Genomic DNA, 17,269 nt, shown 5'->3' on the forward strand with positions numbered 1-17,269 from the left:
AACTCATATTTCCATCCGCTCCAAATCGTCTGGCACAAAAACATTTCCGGAAAATACCTCCCTGGCTTCAGACGAATACCTTATTTTGCGAGAAGCCAGGTTTTTATCCTCCGTATGATACAAAACCAGATTTTTTATTCCCAATTTCCCCGCCAGCCTGCCTGCATCCAAAGCTGTACTATGGTGTTTCTCATAGGGTGAGAATATTTCCCGCTCGGCGTATAAACAAAAAGCCTCACACAGCAACCAATCCGCCCCCTCGACATAATTCCGGCAAACCTCATTATAAGGTTCGTCTCCCAAACAAACCAGCAATTCCCCGCTTGACAACTCAGCCCGGAAACCGAACTGCTTCATCTTGGTGGAAGCAATATCGAAAAACTGCAATTTCATCCCGCATACCTCTGCCCGGCTACCGTCCTCCACTCGCTGAAACACAATACGCTCTCCGATATACTTCACGATCTTTCCCGACAGCGTCAAACGACAAAAAAGAGTCAGTGCATCAATCACTTCTTCATGACCATACACCACAAAATTACCTGTATACTCTCCTTTAGACATCAGTGTCGCTATCTTCCGAATCACCCAGATACTCCCTAAAATATGGTCTGTATGGGCATGGGTTATAAACATACGGTGGATAGACATAAAAGCAATATCCGCCTTTTCCAATTGATTGAATATTCCGTTACCGCCTCCGGCATCTACCAGAAAACACTCCCCTTCCTGACAAAAAGCAAAACAGGTATTATAACAACGGGTTGCCATAGCATTCCCCGTACCCAGCATGATTAATTCCATATCAAAATTATTTCATAAAACTCTTTTCAATATCTTCCGCAAAACCTCAGAAATTCCTTCCCTGCCGATTCCACCAACCTGGGTTCAACTCCGTTTTCCTGCTCAAAAAAAGAGACAGTAAAAGAAATCCGTTCCTTCCCCTGTTTTTTTGTCCAGTTCCCAACAATCTTTCCCTGATAAAGGAGAACAGGATAAAAAATTCCCCACTTGTTATGAACCTTCGGAACATGTACAGCATCCAAAGCGGCACTCCGGTCCTTGTAAGCAATTAAATATTCGTCATAAGAGGGCAAAAAATGAAAACAATCCCCCTTCCCGCTCTCTCTGCAAGACTGATGGAACAAAAACTCCTGACCGCCTATACATTCGCGGCACAACCCGTTTCCCAACGCCCCGACAGCCCTCTTTGCTTCCGAAATCGTCAAACCGGACCACCAGATAAAATCTTTCAAGGTAGCCGGAGCATGGCTCCGGAAATAATTCAAGGCCAACTTAGCCAGCGCCTCTTCTCTGCTTAAATCAGGAGCAGGAGCTACCCATTCATCCAAAAGGGCATACGTCGGTTTCCCCCCTTCATCCGCCCCACTACACAAAATCCCCTCCACCTCACTCCGAAGCAGATAACGTCTCACCCGCTCCGCATCAACAGGAATTCCCGCCCTTTTCAACTCCTCCTCTATCCTCTCCTTCGTCATACACCGCCGCCCCGATAAAACTTTTCCGAACAAATCATTACAACGGGTGTATAAATCCTCCGGTATATCAATTCCTTTTCCTTTCGACCATAAATCAATACATTTTTTCACCCGCAGCCCGGACAACTTCAACATCCAACGTATATCCTCCCCGGCAACCAGATGCCATGTAGGCCGCATAACATGCATCCGCACAATTTCCCCCCGTTGCAAAGCCTCATTTACAGTAGCCAGAGAACCTTGCTTCAACCGTAACCCGACAGCCCATTTGACCATAGCATAATCCTGGGCCTGCATGGCCCCCATCCACCCTACCAGTTCTCCGGCCCGTTCAAAAGCAGGAGTAACCAACTGCTGATTTTTTATCCTGACTTTTATAATCTCCTCTACCATACACATTTATAATTTAGAGACGTTGCTCTCTCTCCAACACAATCTCCTGCATATGAACAAATGCCCACTCTATCAGCCCCTCCAGATAAGGCATCAAACTATATCCCCTTTCCGTCAGGCGATACTCCACCCGGGGAGGCACCTCCGGATAGACCTTCCGCACCACCAAACCATCCGTTTCCAAAGTCCGAAGCGTTACGGCGAGCATCCGCTGAGAAATATCACCGATACTCCGCTGTATATCATTAAAACGCATGACCTCATTTGCTTTCAAAGTCACCAATACCAGCATTCCCCACTTGCTACTCAACCGGCTTAATACATCCCTGACCGGACAATGGTCCGTATGATGAAAATTTTTCATTTTTTAACTATTGTCTATTTCATTGAAACCCAACATCCGTTACTTTTCTGTAACCAACTTATCTGCAGGTGCGTTCTTGTTTTTCGAATTCATCACACCTACCTTCGCATTACAAAAGTAATAAAGTTACGAAAAATAACTAATGTTCCACTTTATAAAATTAACACATGACAAAACAAGTAGCCATCTTAGCTGTAAACCCGGTAAACGGAGCCGGATTATTCCAATATCTGGAAGCTTTCTTCGAAAATGGTATTTCCTGCAAGGTATTTGCAGTAGCAAACACCACCACCATCCGGAGCAATTCCGGCATTACTCTCCAGGCCGACGATATTGTAGCCCACCTAAAAGGCCACGCCAACAACTACGATGCACTGGTATTCGCCTGCGGGGATGCCGTTCCGGTTTTCAAGGACCACGCCGGAGAAACATTCAACCTCGATATGCTCTCCGTCATCAAAGAGTTTGCAGAAAAACACAAAATCATGGCAGGCCATTGCGCAGCAGGACTGATTTTTGAAATAGCAGGAATAACAGAAGGCAAAAAAATCGCCCTCCATCCTTTAGCCAAACCCGCTATACAAAAAGCAATAGCTACGGATGAAGCAGCTGTAATCGACGATAACTTTTACACAGCGCAATGCGAACACACTATTCCTGTTCTTTTGCCCCAACTACTCAAAGCGCTGCAATAGCATCACCAGTTACAATAAAGCCGGAAACCCGCCTCTGCGGCAAAATTTCCGGCTTTTCCCTGTAACTCACAATTGGTTATCAATTCCTCCCGCCAAGAAAGGATAAATATTCCCCATACCCTTCTTTCTCCATCTCGTCTTTGGGAATAAAGCGCAAAGAAGCACTGTTTATACAATAACGTAACCCACCCCGTTCTTGCGGCCCATCTGTAAACACATGCCCCAAATGGGCGTTTCCGGTTTTGCTCCGGACTTCTGTTCTCCTCATCCCGTGAGAAGCATCCGACCGTTCCTCAATCACATCCGGCCGGATAGGCTTTGAAAAACTGGGCCATCCGCAACCGGATTCAAACTTATCGGTAGATACAAACAAAGGTTCTCCGGTAGTTATATCCACATATATCCCCTCCCGGTTTTCATCCCAATAAGCATTCCGGAAAGGAGTTTCCGTTGCATTCATCTGAGTTACAGCATATTGTAACGGAGTTAGTCTTTCCTTCAAAACCGCATCTCCGGGACGGCTAAAAACACGTTTCTCCACCGCTTCCGGAACATCCGCCAGTCTATTGGCATCCCTGGCCTGTTGGAACAAAACCGGGTCTATATGACAATATCCGCCCGGATTCTTCTCCAAATAATCCTGATGATACCCCTCGGCCGGATAAAAATTAATCAAAGGACCTGCTTCCACCACCAAAGGACGATCGTATTTTAAAGATAAAACATTCAAAGCTGTCTCAATTACCGGACGGTCAGAAACATCTGTATAATAAATACCGGTACGATATTGTGTGCCTCTGTCATTTCCCTGCCGGTTCAGGCTTGTCGGATCTATCGTTTTAAAATAAAGTTCCAGCAATAAAGGCAGTCCTACTTTTTCAGGGTCGTAAACGACCTGAACGGCCTCCGCCGCCCCGGTTCGCCCACTGCAAACCTGCTGATAAGTAGGCTTCTCCAAAGAACTATTGGCATATCCGGCCCGGGTTGACTCTACTCCCCGAATTTGCTTCATAAAATGCTCCGTTCCCCAAAAACAACCTCCCGCCAAATAAATCTCTTTTTGTCCTTCCATACTTTTCTCCTCCTGCGGAATTTCCTCTTTTTTTTCTTGCTGCATTCTGCACCCCTCCATACCTGCCAACAGAAAAAACAAAATAACTGTAACTCTCATACCGTTTCTCTTGTATGTATCAACTCCCAATCATCCTACCTCTGTTTTACCGAAAAATACCGGAATAAAGTTACCAAATGCCCCTCTTTTCCCTATACGACCTAATCGTTCATCACTTCTCTTTTCAATAAACTATAAACATTTATATCAGTATACTCACCGGAAGCCAGTAATTCACCGTCCCGCTCGGTTCCCTCCAGATGAAACCCCAGACGCCGGGGTATGGCATTACTGGAAAAGTTTTTTACAGCACACCGGATTTGGATGCGGTTCATGGAACGGCATTCCACAACCCACCCACACAAATAACGTACACACCGGGACATGACCCCGCGTCCCTGATATTCCGGCAAAAGCCAGTAACCTATCTCCGTTCGGCAGTTCTCCCAATCCGTACTTACAAAACCAACCAACCCGCAAAACTCTTTTCCTTTCTCAATGACATAGACCAGATTCCTTTCTTCATAAGGTACAGCAAGAACATCTGCTAAAAAAGCCTCTTCGTCCCCTTCCCGCTTCAAACGGTCAACAAACGGCAACCAGGTCACTAAATAATCCCTGTGCGTATCAATGGCTTGCCAAATCATAGAGGCATCTTCCAATAACGCCTCCCTGAGCGTATAATCCTCAAAAATAACAACCTTATCTTTCATTACATTTTTCAACAAAAGTACAGAAACAAAATCGTTTTCCTATCTTTGCATAGGATAAGTAATTTTCATATATCTATCTGTATGACAGCAGGAAGTAAAAAAACGAGAAGTTTACGGTAACAATTTAGCGAGAGTGTAACTGCTCTGAATTGCAGTACTTTGCATACCTGTCAAACAACTCTATGCAAATATAGAGTTGTTATTGAACATTACCAAATAATTATAAGCGGGAAATAGTAATTCCTACCCCCAAAGGCAGGAATTACTATAAATATTTTTATGCTCTTGGATTTTTACTACACTCAAGAGAAATTTCATTAATTCCCAGTTGAATGGGTGACTATATAATGTTTTAAATCATGAGCAAAAATAGAGGTGTACAAACGAGCCCCCTTATCCCATAAATGTCCGCTATCTTTAAAATATTCCGGATGATTTAAAAATAGCCCTTGCGTATGATAGTCAAAGAATGGTATTTCATTTTCTTTAGCCACATCCTTTAACGTTCCATACAAATCTGTATCAGCTTCACTATAAGCCGGTGACACCATGAACGCAAGCGCAATATGATGGCTTTTACATAGCATGATAAACTTTCTTATGTATTGCAGTTTCAATTCATCTATATTTTTAGATTTATGGACTTTGTCTAATCTTTCAGGGACAAACATAGGCCGTGGCAAAGGTATATAACCAGATTCGCTTTCTAGCTGCTTATTCACGAGTAACCCACCCATATTAGATACTGCTTTGGCATTGTAGCGATAAAGATGGCAAAGACGATAGTACCAATAATTGCCAGCTTCTCGAAATACAGAGTCAGCTTTTTCGCTTCTTCCGATATAAGGAGCAAAAAAACTTGTTGTTTCGAAAGAATTAGCAGAAACAGCGTAATCGCTCGTCATCAATTCCAAACAAATAATCTTTGGAGTATGATGTAACAAAATTTGATTCAAGACAAAGTAATGGGCATAAATACAATTACTGGCATCAATGCCTCCATTGTAAACACTCATACCTATAGAATCTGACAATATAGAGGGTACATAATGAAAATTACAACGTGAGGTGCCCAACAAGACAATATCTGCATCCACTTCATTTGCTAAATATTTTAGTTTTGGTCCCGACATGTCTTGTGTATGTTGGTTTACCCACCACATTATTTGCCCACCAATTCTGTCCACTGCGAACAGAGCAACAAAAACAAATAAAAGGCTTTTTAATAAATTCTTCATTTTCAAACAGATTAAAATTGAAAATAGATAAATTGGTCGCCATTCAGTACTCCAAAAAGGATGATAAATGCTATCATACCTACTATATACATATGTCTGACTATCCAAATAGGAGACTCCGATATTCGGATTTTTAAATCATATTCATCGATGATTTCTTTCATAAATACTATGGTTAGAGCTAAAGCAATAGCAAGAAAATCAGCAACACGCATATAAGGCATAGCTAAATTTGTAAATATGCCTTTTGTTATCAGAAAAGCATCCGAAATGGTGTTTGCCCGAAAAAAGATCCATGCCAGACATACAACACAGAATGTAAGTCCCCAATGAATGATTTTTCCTCGCACTTTCCATTGTTCTTTGTTCCATCCTAATAGTTTTTCAACACATTGTAACATCCCATGTACTGCTCCCCATATAATAAATGTCCAGTTCGCACCATGCCATATTCCACTCACTATAAATGTTATCATAACATTAAAGTAGCATCTTAAGGTACTTACACGATTTCCTCCCATTGGTATATACACATAATCTCTAAACCAAGTTGATAATGAAATGTGCCAACGCCTCCAAAAGTCAGTGACGGTGGTTGCGAAGTATGGTCTTCTGAAATTTTCCTTTAAATTAAATCCCATAACTTTAGCAGCTCCAATGGCTGTCAGTGAATATCCCGCAAAATCTCCATAAATTTGAAAGGGGAAAAACAACGAAGCTAATAAAAAAGAACCTCCATTATGATAAGGCACGTTGTTAAATATTGGATCAACATAAAGAGCGCAGCGGTCTGCAAGTACTAATTTTAAAAAATATCCCCAAAGCATAAGACGAATTCCTGTCATAATATTTTCATAGGAAAAAGAATGTTCTTGCTTAAACTGCGGTAACAGATTAGTAGAACGCTCTATAGGTCCAGCTACAAGTTGGGGGAAAAACGATACAAACAGTGCATAAGTAAAGAAGTTTTTTTCAATAAGGGTATTACCTCTATATACATCAATAGAATAGCCTAATGCTTGAAAAATATAAAATGAAATCCCGACAGGTAAAAGGAGATTGAATTCAGGCATTTGTACAGACATTCCCCATCGTGCCAACAAGTCACTTATGTTTTCTGCCATAAAATTGTAATACTTGAATAAAAAAAGGATACTTAGATTAAGAACTAAGCTACCTACTAAATACAAACGTTTTCCACGTCGTTCTTTACAATACCCTATGCCAAGTGCTGCTAAATAGGTGATAGTCGTACTTGTAAAGAGAAGCAATGCATATACTGGCTCCCAATTCATATAAAAATAGTAACTTGCACCAAGCAAAAATAGGTTACGTACCCTCAATGAGGGTAAAATAAAGTATATTACGCATACGACTGGGAAAAAAAGCAGAAAATGTAATGAATTAAAAAGCATCTTGACCTTTACACATTATGTCTTTCCAGCTCCACAAAGACTATTCCTATTTAAACCACGAAGCGTGGAACTGCAAATGCCACGTTCTGAATTGGAGGTCGTAGGAAAAACCTTTACACACGAATATGGTGATAGCAGCCCACGCTATAGCATGAGAACCACTATGCCCTCCTTGTGTGTAATTGTGAAATTTCCTACGTTTCCAATTCACAAGATAAGCATAACGCTTCTTAACTTTCTAATATGTCTTGGAAGAGGTTGCCCCAATCCAGTTGCAAAAGTAGAAAAAAAGCTCCAATAATCACTTAATCTTATGACGGCTTTCTTCACCTGCTACGTAAAAAAAAATCCAACGCTACCTGTTCTTACATCTTCATTCCCATACTTTTACGTTGCAGTTGTATGGGCTGTCGCATGCTTTGTCTTAGCCTCTTGAACTGCTCCTTGAATCATTCACCAACGGGAACCAAGCGCAGAGCTTCTCTACAAGACGGATAAGCCTTGATACCTCTTTCTTGTGTTCGGCTTCTTTCGTTTGTATTTCCGTCATGTGCCGTTGCTGCATTTCCAGCACTTGGCGGCTGTGGTCAGCCCGCAGGTCTGTATCTCGGTTTGCAGAGCTTCGATGGTTTCCTCGTGTGGCTACCTCCCTATGCAGGACGGTGTTCTCCCTCTCCCTCGCCCGAACCTTCCTTATAATTTTCCTTTTCGTTCGGTGAGTGACAGGACGGTCATTTTCGTTTTCAAAGGCTTCTTTGCCTGAGGCGGTCGGATGCAAGGTTTGGAGGAATAATCTCCACCCTCATGCTTCGGGTAGTATTCTTCCTCCAATGACGTAACCGCTTGACCTTGCAGCAGACGGAAAGCCCTTTACTCTGCCTTTGTAAACAGGAATGACTGCTTTGCTATTCCTGCTGTTGAAAATAGAATCACACGTGCTAATGTATTGATGAACGGATGGCAGACTAGTTGACTGACAGACTTTCCGGCTGACTATCCTCATGACGGGTATCGGCTATATTTACAGGCGTAGACACGACTAAATCCAAATTTTTCAGAGGGTTGCAGCCAAACGGAAAAATCATTTTTCACTAGTCGGGAAATAATGATTTAGTAACGAAACTCTTGCTTCTTTTGACTTTGAAGTGGTTTCTTTTGGCTTTGCACTCTTCTTCAAATTGCCTCCTAAACCGCTTATTTACAGCTTTTATACTACGATCTGCTCCAACTTCCATTTTAAATACTTACCTTTACCATAAATTATAATCCCGGGTTATGATTCATTTTTTTCAGCATGAACTCTCCGATACACACCTGCCTGTACAGTTCACCAATCCTTTCCATTATACACCCCATCCTTTGTGTATAGAGGCGGTAAAAGAGCTTCAGAACTACCTCCAGACAATGGAGATATGGAAGCAAAAACCGGAAGAAGGAAAAATGTTCGGGGTCTTGGTAATTCGTACACCACAAAAACAATTGGGCTTTCTTGCCGCTTTTTCCGGTATATTGGACGGCAGCTATATACATCCTTATTTTGTTCCGCCAGTCTATAACCTGCAACAACCGGACGGTTTTTTCCGACAGGAAGAGCAACTGATTTCCGCCCTGAATCAGGAAATCCGACAACTTGAAAGCGAACCGGCTTTTCTCAAAGCACAACAGGATTTGGCGGCAAAACGCTTGCAAGCCGAAAAATCACTGAACCATGCCCGGATAGAATTGAAAGCGGCAAAAGCAGCCCGCGATTTACAACGCAACACAAACCTTCCGGACATCGATACCTCAGCCTTGATTCGGGAAAGTCAGCACCAGAAAGCAGAATACAAACGCCTGGAAAAATACTGGAAAGAACAAACAGACACTCTTCAAAACAATATAAACGGGTTTAAAGCCCGCATCGAATACCTGAAAACCAAACGTAAACAACATTCTGCCCAATTGCAACAATCACTGTTCAAGCAATTCCGCCTGCTCAATGCCCGGGGAGAAATGAAAAATGTATTTGATCTATTCCGCGAAGAAGGACAAAGCAATCCACCGGCAGGAGCCGGAGAATGTGCCGCACCGAAACTGCTTCAGTATGCCTATAAAAACGGACTCCAACCCATTGCCATGGCTGAATTTTGGTGGGGTTGTTCCCCAAAAACGGAAATCCGCCGGCAGGGGAATTATTATCCGGCTTGCCAGGGGAAATGCGGTCCCATCCTCCGGTTTATGTTGCAAGGATTAAGTGTAGATACTCCACCAGGACCGGACAATAACTCCCCCATCCTTTTTCCGGAAATAATTTATGAAGACGCCTGGCTGTTGGTTGTCAACAAACCGGAAGGAATGCTGACTGTCCCGGGTAAAACCACACAACCATCAGTCTTTGACCTGGTCCGCCGGCGTTACCCGGAAGCGACAGGTCCCCTTATTGTACACCGGCTGGATATGGCTACTTCCGGGTTGCTGGTAATCGCAAAAAACAAAACCGTTCACGAACACCTGCAACGGCAATTCCTCCGGCAAACAGTCCGGAAACGCTATACAGCACTACTGGAAGGCATCGTTCCTACCGGGGAAGGATATATACGCTTACCGCTCTGCCCGGATATCCACGACCGTCCCCGCCAAATGGTCAATGAAGAATTCGGAAAACCTGCTGTCACCCATTACCGTGTACTCGAACACTCAGGACAACATACCCGTATTGCCTTTTATCCGCAAACAGGTCGTACTCACCAGTTGAGAGTACACGCGGCCCACCCGCTCGGTCTGAATTGTCCCATTGCCGGTGACCCGCTCTACGGACAACAAGCCAAACGACTATATCTGCATGCGGAATATCTGGAATTTATCCATCCCATTTCCGGCCAAAAAATTCACCTGGAAAAGAAAGCTGATTTTTAACTCTCTACCCTTTCCCTATCTCACCAATTAATTTTATACTTGTGTAAAATTCCAATGAAACCCTTCACTATGAAAACCTACATTCCCGTATTTCTGCTGCTTTTTATTTTTTGTATTTCCTGCCGCACCGCAACAAACTCATCAACAACCGGTGACAACCGGAAATGCAAACAACCGAAAAAGCAGGCAGCCGGAGTTACATCCCGCCAGGATAATGCCACCCTGCAAAACCAAATAAAAACCCTTATCCGCACCCACCGCGCTAAAGTGGGAGTTGCCATCCGGTTTGGCGATAAGGAAACAATCATCTGCAACGACAGTACCCGGTATGCTATGATGAGTACGTTCAAATTCCCATTAGCCCTGGCAGTCCTGAGCAAATTGGATAAAAAACAATTACCGTTGGAAACTGAAATTTACGTTACCCCGTCAGACCTGCATCCTAACACTTACAGCCCGTTGCGGGACACCCGGCCGGAAGGAAGTTTCAAAATCAGTATCAGCGAACTCTTAAGATATACCGTAACACTCAGCGATAACAATGCTTGCGATATACTCATCCACTATCTGGGCAGTCCTGCCGCTATCCAGGATTATCTCACCCGGACAGGAATTTCCGGTATAACCATTGTGGCAACAGAGAACACAATGCATCAGCAGGAGAATCCTTACCTGAACCACTGCCGCCCTTCAGCCATGACAGAGCTTTTGGAAAAATTTCTCAGCAAAACCCTGTTGTCCGCCCCCTACCAAAACTTTCTGGAAAAACTCATGCTGGCAACCAGTACGGGAGCAGATAAATTGAAAGGTCTCCTTCCTCCCGGTACACCTGTCGGACACAAAACCGGAAGTTCCGACCGCAATGCAAACGGACAGAAAGCAGGAGACAACGATGTTGGTTTCATCAGGCTCCCCGATGGCAGATATTTTACCATTGCCGTATTCATTATGGATTCCGCAGAAGACGATAAAGCCAATGCCCTTCTCATTGCCCGGATTGCCCGGTCTGCCTACGAGCACTACAACCAGACACCAACACATTGATACTACATAAACATCTGTTAATTAAGTTTATACAAATATTTACAAAACCCATTATATAAACATAAAAATAAATAAACAGTTCCATGTATTTTGCATATTACAGATGACGGCATTATCTTTGTTTAGTGTCGAATTTTAAGTCTTAATCCAATAAATACATGAAGCATACTTTTTCATTTCATTTTCCCGTTATTACTTCCACTGCTTCCCAAGAATCCAGTGAAGTATTGGACCTAAGCATTGAAGCTTTTGAAAACGGGGATTTTCTGACAGCCATGCATACTTTACTGGATTCAATTCATCCTGACCTCCGGAAAAGATTTGGAAATGTATCCGGACAGGAATTCCATATTCCTCACGGAGCCATGACTATTATCATCCGCTTTGATAAAGAACATCTGCACATCAAAGCGCCATTGGTTTATCTGCCTGCCCAGGAACAGATAGCTATCATGCGGCAAGCAGCTGCCATCAACTTCCAGGACCTGGATTTGAGCCGGATCGTTCTACAAGACAATCAATTGAATCTGGAATACCATAGTCCGTGCATTCATAGCCATCCGAAAAAAATTTACAATGTATTGAAGGAAATCTGCCATATCGGAGAAAAATGTGACCGCATCTTCACTCACGAATTCGATGCGGAACGCATCATTCATCCCCGTTTTACTCCCTATGATTTCGGAGCAACAGACTATATCTATGAAGCCATTCAGCAAAGTTGCCGTGAATGTCAGGAAGCCCTGCGGCTATTCGAAACTTCCCGGCAATTCAACGAGATGTGGAACATCCTGAATGCAACCTTTTTAAAACTGATCTATGTAGCCCAACCTCAAGGCGAACTGCTTCATCTCCTGCAAAATGCCATCCGGGACCTTGGACGCGACCTGCCCTTGGCAGAAATCGTTCACAAAGGAAAAACGGCCATACAGGAATTGCAGGAAAAATCTAAAGAGGACATATCCACAGACCTCTTTTACGCAGAAACCTTCATTCCCGGCAAACATCGTTCCAACCTGCAAAATATAAGGGAGGAATACAACGCCGCTTTTAAACAAATCACAACATACATGGAAGCCGGAGAACTAAAAAAAGCCGGTATACGTATGATTAACCTGTTTTACGATATATATTATCAGAATCAGGTTCAGGAAGACCTGAACCTGACGGTCGGGAAAGCATTAAGTGAAACCTCCGCCCAGCCTTGGTCCCAGGCAGCTCCCATATTATATAGCGCACTGGAAAATATCATGTTGGGCAAATTCAGAAAAAACATATCCCACTTAGCTGCATAAACTTCAAACTTATATGAAACAGGATCTATACCGAAACATATTCAAAGTAAGTCAGGCCAGAGGCTCCGGCAGTTGTTTTTACCTGAAAGACTATGATGTGTTTGTAACCAACAGCCATGTAGTAGAAGGTTTTCAGGAGGTGGCCATCGAAGACCATAACCACAACCGTTATCCGGCGCGGGTCGTGTTGGCCAACCCATCCCTGGACATTGCCTTCCTCAGTTCCGAAGAGGATTTCTCAGGACTGCCACTCCTCCAAATCGCTACGGAAAAAGCCTCGATCGGTCAAAAAATTCAGGTTGCAGGTTTCCCGTTCGGCATGCCCTTCACCGTAACACAGGGTACCGTCTCTTCTCCCCAACAATACATGGACGGACACCACCACATTCAAACCGACGCTGCCGTGAATCCCGGCAACAGCGGAGGTCCGATGCTGAATGCCGAGGGAAAGGTAATAGCCATTACCACCAGTAAATTTACCAATGCCGACAACATGGGATTCGGCATACCGGTCTCCTCCATCCGTACCCTCTTAGAAAACAGTAAAACATTGGATAAAAACAAACTGAGCCTCCAATGCCCTGGTTGCGACACCATTATTTCCGAAGAAAAGGCATACTGTCCCGTTTGCGGAGACCGCCTGTCTTTTCACCTGTTTACCCCCCGTCCCTTAACCGATTTAGCTGTCTATTGCGAAGAAATCATTAAAGAATGCGGACTTAACCCCGTACTGGCCAGAACAGGGTATGAAAGCTGGACCTTCTATCCGGGAAAATCGGAAATCCGGCTGTTCGTCTATCAACATACTTATTTATTCTGCACTTCGCCCATCAACCTCTTGCCCAAAAAAGAACTTCAGCCACTACTCCAATACCTACTATCCGCACCAACAGACTATCAACTGGGCATCAACGGAAACCAGATCTTCCTGTCTTACCGGGTACACCTGACTGACTTGCAAACAGATAAGAAAGATGAGATACGTAAACATTTGCTTGCCATACCCTCCCAGGCCGACAAACTCTCTGATTATCTGGTCCAGAACTTCGGTTGCAGTTACCCCGAAACAACCAGAACACCCGGCAGATAATCAGCAATTCTATACTGAAAAACAGCATGTTAACAGTGTTCCCGAAAGTCCTCTGAATTTAGTCGCAATTTATAAGGCTATCTTCAAGATGAAATGTATCTTTGCAAACCAAACTTCCGTAGTTTATTCTGTACGTAAGCTTACATTGAAATTAACACACAGTTAGCATGTACTGGACACTATTTCTGACATTCGTAAAAATCGGTATGTTCACCATCGGAGGAGGATATGCCATGATACCGCTCATTGAACGAGAAGTCGTCAACAAAGGTTGGCTGGCCAAACAGGACTTTATGGACTTATTTGCTGTTACCCAATCCATTCCCGGAATATTTGCCGTTAACATTTCCATTTTCGTCGGATACAAATTAAAAAAACTGACAGGTAGTATAATTTGTGCTTTGGGAACTATCCTTCCTTCCTTTACCATTATTCTGGCAATAGCATTGTTTTTCAACCATTTTCAGGACAATGTGTGGGTGATCAAAATATTTAACGGTATCCGTCCGGCAGTTGTAGCCCTGATTCTGGTACCTTGTATCAATGCCGCCCGCTCCCTCCACCTGAATGCAATCCAATTGATATTCCCGGCCATCGGAGCTTTGTTAATCTGGAAAGGGGGAGTGTCTCCTGCCTACATCGTACTGGCAGGCATCATCGGAGGCCTGGTTTATTCTTTCTGGATAAAAGGAAAAATCAAAAAAGCTTCTGACCTCCCCCAAAAATAACTCTTGTCTTATTATAATACGATAATAAAAAAATGATTTACTGGCAATTACTTTTAGTATATCTGAAAATCGGAATCTTCGGATTCGGAGGAGGCTATGCCATGCTATCACTAATCCAATACGAAGTTGTCGACAAATACCATTGGCTGACTTTACAGGAATTTACCGATGTGGTAGCCATTTCCCAAATGACCCCGGGCCCTATCGGAATCAATAGCGCCACCTACATTGGATATACCGCCACCGGAAGTGTGTGGGGCTCTGTGATTGCCACTTTTGCCGTATGCTTCCCCCCATTTTTATTAGTGCTGTTCATCTCATACTTTTTCGCAAAATTCAAAAACAACAAATACGTGGAAGCCGCCTTTACCGGTTTACGTCCCATGACGGTAGGCCTCATCGGGGCAGCCTCCCTGATGCTGATGAATAAAGAAAACTTCATCGATTACAAAAGCATTCTCATCTTTGCCGGAGCCTTTATCCTTACCTGGAAATACAAAATACACCCCATCTTAATGATTTGCCTGGCAGGTATCACAGGTCTCCTTATATACTGGTAACCTGAAAACTTCTTTGTATTCATTTTTTCATACATCTAAAAAAATTACCTTCTTTCTTTTTGTATATAAAAAAAAACATCCTATATTTGCACCCACATTGGAGAGATGGCAGAGTGGTCGATCGCGGCGGTCTTGAAAACCGTTGACTGTCACAGGTCCGGGGGTTCGAATCCCTCTCTCTCCGCAATAAACGCTGAAAATCAGCAAGTTGCAAAATAAACACCCAATTTTACACCCAAGAATGTAAAATTAGGTGTTTTTTTATACTATTTAACCAAATCCCTAAAATCCTCTTTTAGCAATTCAAAATAATGGCAATCTGTAAACGCTCCATTCTTGAAACAGGCATTACGATATATGCCACATTTGCGAAAGCCTATTTTCTCTAATACTCTCATCGATGCTATGTTGCTAGCATAACATCAAACTGTAAAATCTGACCACTTCATAAGTTTCCCGTTCGAAGTTTTCATATTCTTCTCCCCGTTATAGATTGCGAAACATTGTTCTGACTCTGCCCCAGATAATTTGGCCCATTTAGCAATACCCTTGAAGAAATCCGATGAATAAGTCGCTCCTGATTTTATTTCATACGCATATTGTTTTCCGTTGATATACTGTAACAAATCAACTTCATTACCGGTGCTATCGCGCCAGAATGTGAGATTAGGTTCTTGCCCCTTATTATAGGTCGCTTTGATAAACTCATTGATTACGAGATTCTCAAAAAGACCACCACGCAGAAAATGTATCGAAACCTGTTCAGGGGTTCGTATATCCAATAACGAACACGCTAACCCTGTATCGTAAAAATAAAGTTTCGGTGCCTTAACCAATCGCTTGGCATAATTATTGTAATCGGGTTTCAGCAAATAACAAATATAACTTGCCTCCAATACAGAAATCCATGCGGAAATTGTAGACACGGCTACTCCGCACTCATTCGCTAAAGAGGATTGATTGAGTAATTGCCCAATACGACCGGCACATAGCTTGATAAAGCGAATGAATTTACTCAAATCTCCGATGTTCTTCATCAATCGCACATCGCGTTCTACATAGGTTTGAATATAGAACGAATAATAGTCAGATGGAGTCAGATCTTTATCATAAAGACGTGGATAAGCACCTTGGAAAATTTCCTTGTCAACAGTTTGCGGAAGGATTCCGCTTTTTTGCATTTCCACATGAGAAAAAGGTAATAATTTCAAAATGGCGGTTCTTCCTGCCAGCGATTGATTTATACTTTCCATCAACAAAAAATTGTGTGAGCCTGCAAGCAGATACATGCCTTCCCGTCCCTCCTTGTCTACATGGGTTTGAAGATAAGAAAACAACGCTGGAACCCTTTGGGCTTCATCTATGATTGTTTTATCCGGATAAGTTGCCAAAAATCCCCGTGGATCATCCATTGCGAATAAACGTATATCAGGGTCTTCAAGCGAAATATATTTATAATCAGGGAATGAATGCCGCAATAACGTCGATTTACCCGATTGTCTCGGACCAGTCAGGGTTACAATCGGATACTTTTTTACGAACTCTAAAAGTTTTGTCTGTAACGTTCTTTCTATCATAGCCAGTTTTATTTCTTGCAAATTTACGATTGAAAAATAAATTAGCAAATATATTATCACATTTTGCCCAATTCAAATTAAATGATTACTTTGGTACCAGTAACAATTACGCGAGCAGACACTTGAATGCCAATAGGAAACTATGACAGATAAAAATTTGTTACTAAATCATTACTACGCGACACTTTGACATGATTATCACCTTGATAGTAAGGATTTTGAGGAGAGTTGGTTCATTACCCTCTCTCTCCGCAGCAAGACAAAGAAAAATCAAGAAAAACCCTGTAAATTAACATTTTACAGGGTTTTTCCATTTTGAATGGAAAGCAAAAACAACAAAATCCGGCGACATTCACGTACAAATCCGGTGACATTTTCACATCCCGAAAAATGTCATCGATTTATGAATAAATGATTTATGTTCACCATTTTACCGTATTTTACTTTCCTCCTCATTCCATACTTTTATCAACCTCAAAACAACTAAAAGTGTAGAAAGAAAAATCATTCCATCTCTCTATGACATAAGGGGAAGGGGCTTTTGCGTCTGCCTCCCCCGTCTTCTTGAGTCATCGCTATGTAGTTTCCTGAAATAGGTTTACTTGGTTTAAAATACAATAAATTACAAAATATAGTCTAAATTCTTTTCTAC

General features: G+C 42.6%; 15 protein-coding genes, 1 tRNA gene and 1 pseudogene. 8 read left to right on the top strand and 9 right to left on the bottom strand.

What is annotated here, in order from left to right:
* Positions 1-3: 3 nt before the first annotated feature.
* The 3 genes from D1136_RS09730 to D1136_RS09740 are packed head-to-tail and all read right to left on the bottom strand — an operon-like array spanning position 4 to position 2,256.
* Positions 4-804 (bottom strand): MBL fold metallo-hydrolase, encoded by an 801-nt coding sequence (locus tag D1136_RS09730; protein ID WP_161877448.1) that lies wholly within the window; start codon positions 802-804, stop codon positions 4-6.
* A 26-nt stretch (positions 805-830) separates the two neighbouring features.
* Positions 831-1,892 (bottom strand): winged helix DNA-binding domain-containing protein, encoded by a 1,062-nt coding sequence (locus D1136_RS09735; RefSeq protein ID WP_161877449.1) that lies wholly within the window; start codon positions 1,890-1,892, stop codon positions 831-833.
* A gap of 13 nt (positions 1,893-1,905) precedes the next feature.
* On the bottom strand, positions 1,906-2,256 hold the full coding sequence (locus D1136_RS09740; protein ID WP_161877450.1) for a helix-turn-helix domain-containing protein: 351 nt from the start codon (positions 2,254-2,256) through the stop codon (positions 1,906-1,908).
* Between the two features lie 167 nt (positions 2,257-2,423).
* Between D1136_RS09740 and D1136_RS09745 the strand changes: the two genes are divergently transcribed.
* A complete protein-coding gene (locus D1136_RS09745; protein WP_161877451.1) occupies positions 2,424-2,951 on the top strand; it encodes a DJ-1/PfpI family protein in 528 nt (175 codons plus the stop codon).
* A 79-nt stretch (positions 2,952-3,030) separates the two neighbouring features.
* Here D1136_RS09745 and msrB read toward each other — a convergent pair whose 3' ends face one another.
* The 4 genes from msrB to D1136_RS09765 all read right to left on the bottom strand — a co-directional run bounded on the left by msrB (position 3,031) and on the right by D1136_RS09765 (position 7,308).
* Positions 3,031-4,068 (bottom strand): peptide-methionine (R)-S-oxide reductase MsrB, encoded by a 1,038-nt coding sequence (msrB, locus tag D1136_RS09750; protein ID WP_237567048.1) that lies wholly within the window; start codon positions 4,066-4,068, stop codon positions 3,031-3,033.
* A 155-nt stretch (positions 4,069-4,223) separates the two neighbouring features.
* Entirely contained in the window at positions 4,224-4,775 is a 552-nt protein-coding gene (locus tag D1136_RS09755; RefSeq protein ID WP_161877453.1) for a GNAT family N-acetyltransferase, read from the bottom strand.
* A 317-nt stretch (positions 4,776-5,092) separates the two neighbouring features.
* On the bottom strand, positions 5,093-6,013 hold the full coding sequence (locus D1136_RS09760; RefSeq protein WP_161877454.1) for a hypothetical protein: 921 nt from the start codon (positions 6,011-6,013) through the stop codon (positions 5,093-5,095).
* An 11-nt stretch (positions 6,014-6,024) separates the two neighbouring features.
* Positions 6,025-7,308 (bottom strand): MBOAT family protein, encoded by a 1,284-nt coding sequence (locus D1136_RS09765; protein ID WP_237567046.1) that lies wholly within the window; start codon positions 7,306-7,308, stop codon positions 6,025-6,027.
* Between the two features lie 1,395 nt (positions 7,309-8,703).
* Here D1136_RS09765 and D1136_RS09770 point away from each other — a divergent pair.
* The 7 genes from D1136_RS09770 to D1136_RS09800 all read left to right on the top strand — a co-directional run bounded on the left by D1136_RS09770 (position 8,704) and on the right by D1136_RS09800 (position 15,224).
* Positions 8,704-10,323 (top strand): RluA family pseudouridine synthase, encoded by a 1,620-nt coding sequence (locus tag D1136_RS09770; RefSeq protein ID WP_161877456.1) that lies wholly within the window; start codon positions 8,704-8,706, stop codon positions 10,321-10,323.
* 69 nt (positions 10,324-10,392) lie between these two features.
* Positions 10,393-11,367 carry a class A beta-lactamase, subclass A2 gene (gene bla, locus D1136_RS09775; protein ID WP_161877457.1) on the top strand — a complete coding sequence of 325 codons (975 nt, stop codon included), beginning with the start codon at positions 10,393-10,395 and terminating at the stop codon, positions 11,365-11,367.
* Between the two features lie 158 nt (positions 11,368-11,525).
* Positions 11,526-12,662 carry a hypothetical protein gene (locus tag D1136_RS09780; RefSeq protein ID WP_161877458.1) on the top strand — a complete coding sequence of 379 codons (1,137 nt, stop codon included), beginning with the start codon at positions 11,526-11,528 and terminating at the stop codon, positions 12,660-12,662.
* Between the two features lie 13 nt (positions 12,663-12,675).
* Positions 12,676-13,752, top strand: a complete 1,077-nt coding sequence (locus tag D1136_RS09785) for a serine protease (RefSeq protein ID WP_161877459.1) — start codon at positions 12,676-12,678, stop codon at positions 13,750-13,752.
* Between the two features lie 167 nt (positions 13,753-13,919).
* Positions 13,920-14,480, top strand: a complete 561-nt coding sequence (locus tag D1136_RS09790) for a chromate transporter (RefSeq protein ID WP_161877460.1) — start codon at positions 13,920-13,922, stop codon at positions 14,478-14,480.
* Between the two features lie 32 nt (positions 14,481-14,512).
* Positions 14,513-15,040, top strand: coding sequence for a chromate transporter (locus D1136_RS09795; protein ID WP_161877461.1), 528 nt, complete (start codon positions 14,513-14,515; stop codon positions 15,038-15,040).
* A gap of 99 nt (positions 15,041-15,139) precedes the next feature.
* Positions 15,140-15,224: transfer RNA gene (locus D1136_RS09800), tRNA-Ser, on the top strand.
* Between the two features lie 82 nt (positions 15,225-15,306).
* Here D1136_RS09800 and D1136_RS10935 read toward each other — a convergent pair.
* Both D1136_RS10935 and D1136_RS09810 read right to left on the bottom strand, forming a co-directional pair.
* Positions 15,307-15,459: pseudogene (locus D1136_RS10935) on the bottom strand (GNAT family N-acetyltransferase); the annotation flags it as partial.
* Between the two features lie 3 nt (positions 15,460-15,462).
* Complete coding sequence (locus D1136_RS09810; RefSeq protein ID WP_161877462.1) at positions 15,463-16,617, bottom strand: ATP-binding protein; 1,155 nt, start codon at positions 16,615-16,617, stop codon at positions 15,463-15,465.
* Between the last annotated feature and the right edge of the window lie 652 nt (positions 16,618-17,269).

It is taken from the genome of Odoribacter sp. Z80 (assembly GCF_009935865.1).
Classification (GTDB): domain Bacteria; phylum Bacteroidota; class Bacteroidia; order Bacteroidales; family Marinifilaceae; genus Odoribacter.

What these genes read in the sequence shown, in the direction of transcription:
- D1136_RS09760 (WP_161877454.1), bottom strand. Translation starts at nt 6,013, where the DNA reads ATGAAGAATTTATTAAAAAGCCTTTTATTTGTTTTTGTTGCTCTGTTC.
- D1136_RS09785 (WP_161877459.1), top strand. Translation starts at nt 12,676, where the DNA reads ATGAAACAGGATCTATACCGAAACATATTCAAAGTAAGTCAGGCCAGA.
- D1136_RS09780 (WP_161877458.1), top strand. Translation starts at nt 11,526, where the DNA reads ATGAAGCATACTTTTTCATTTCATTTTCCCGTTATTACTTCCACTGCT.
- D1136_RS09740 (WP_161877450.1), bottom strand. Translation starts at nt 2,256, where the DNA reads ATGAAAAATTTTCATCATACGGACCATTGTCCGGTCAGGGATGTATTA.
- D1136_RS09745 (WP_161877451.1), top strand. Translation starts at nt 2,424, where the DNA reads ATGACAAAACAAGTAGCCATCTTAGCTGTAAACCCGGTAAACGGAGCC.
- D1136_RS09795 (WP_161877461.1), top strand. Translation starts at nt 14,513, where the DNA reads ATGATTTACTGGCAATTACTTTTAGTATATCTGAAAATCGGAATCTTC.
- D1136_RS09755 (WP_161877453.1), bottom strand. Translation starts at nt 4,775, where the DNA reads ATGAAAGATAAGGTTGTTATTTTTGAGGATTATACGCTCAGGGAGGCG.
- D1136_RS09810 (WP_161877462.1), bottom strand. Translation starts at nt 16,617, where the DNA reads ATGATAGAAAGAACGTTACAGACAAAACTTTTAGAGTTCGTAAAAAAG.
- D1136_RS09770 (WP_161877456.1), top strand. Translation starts at nt 8,704, where the DNA reads ATGATTCATTTTTTTCAGCATGAACTCTCCGATACACACCTGCCTGTA.
- D1136_RS09735 (WP_161877449.1), bottom strand. Translation starts at nt 1,892, where the DNA reads ATGGTAGAGGAGATTATAAAAGTCAGGATAAAAAATCAGCAGTTGGTT.
- D1136_RS09730 (WP_161877448.1), bottom strand. Translation starts at nt 804, where the DNA reads ATGGAATTAATCATGCTGGGTACGGGGAATGCTATGGCAACCCGTTGT.
- D1136_RS09765 (WP_237567046.1), bottom strand. Translation starts at nt 7,308, where the DNA reads ATGAATTGGGAGCCAGTATATGCATTGCTTCTCTTTACAAGTACGACT.
- D1136_RS09790 (WP_161877460.1), top strand. Translation starts at nt 13,920, where the DNA reads ATGTACTGGACACTATTTCTGACATTCGTAAAAATCGGTATGTTCACC.
- bla (WP_161877457.1), top strand. Translation starts at nt 10,393, where the DNA reads ATGAAAACCTACATTCCCGTATTTCTGCTGCTTTTTATTTTTTGTATT.
- msrB (WP_237567048.1), bottom strand. Translation starts at nt 4,068, where the DNA reads ATGCAGCAAGAAAAAAAAGAGGAAATTCCGCAGGAGGAGAAAAGTATG.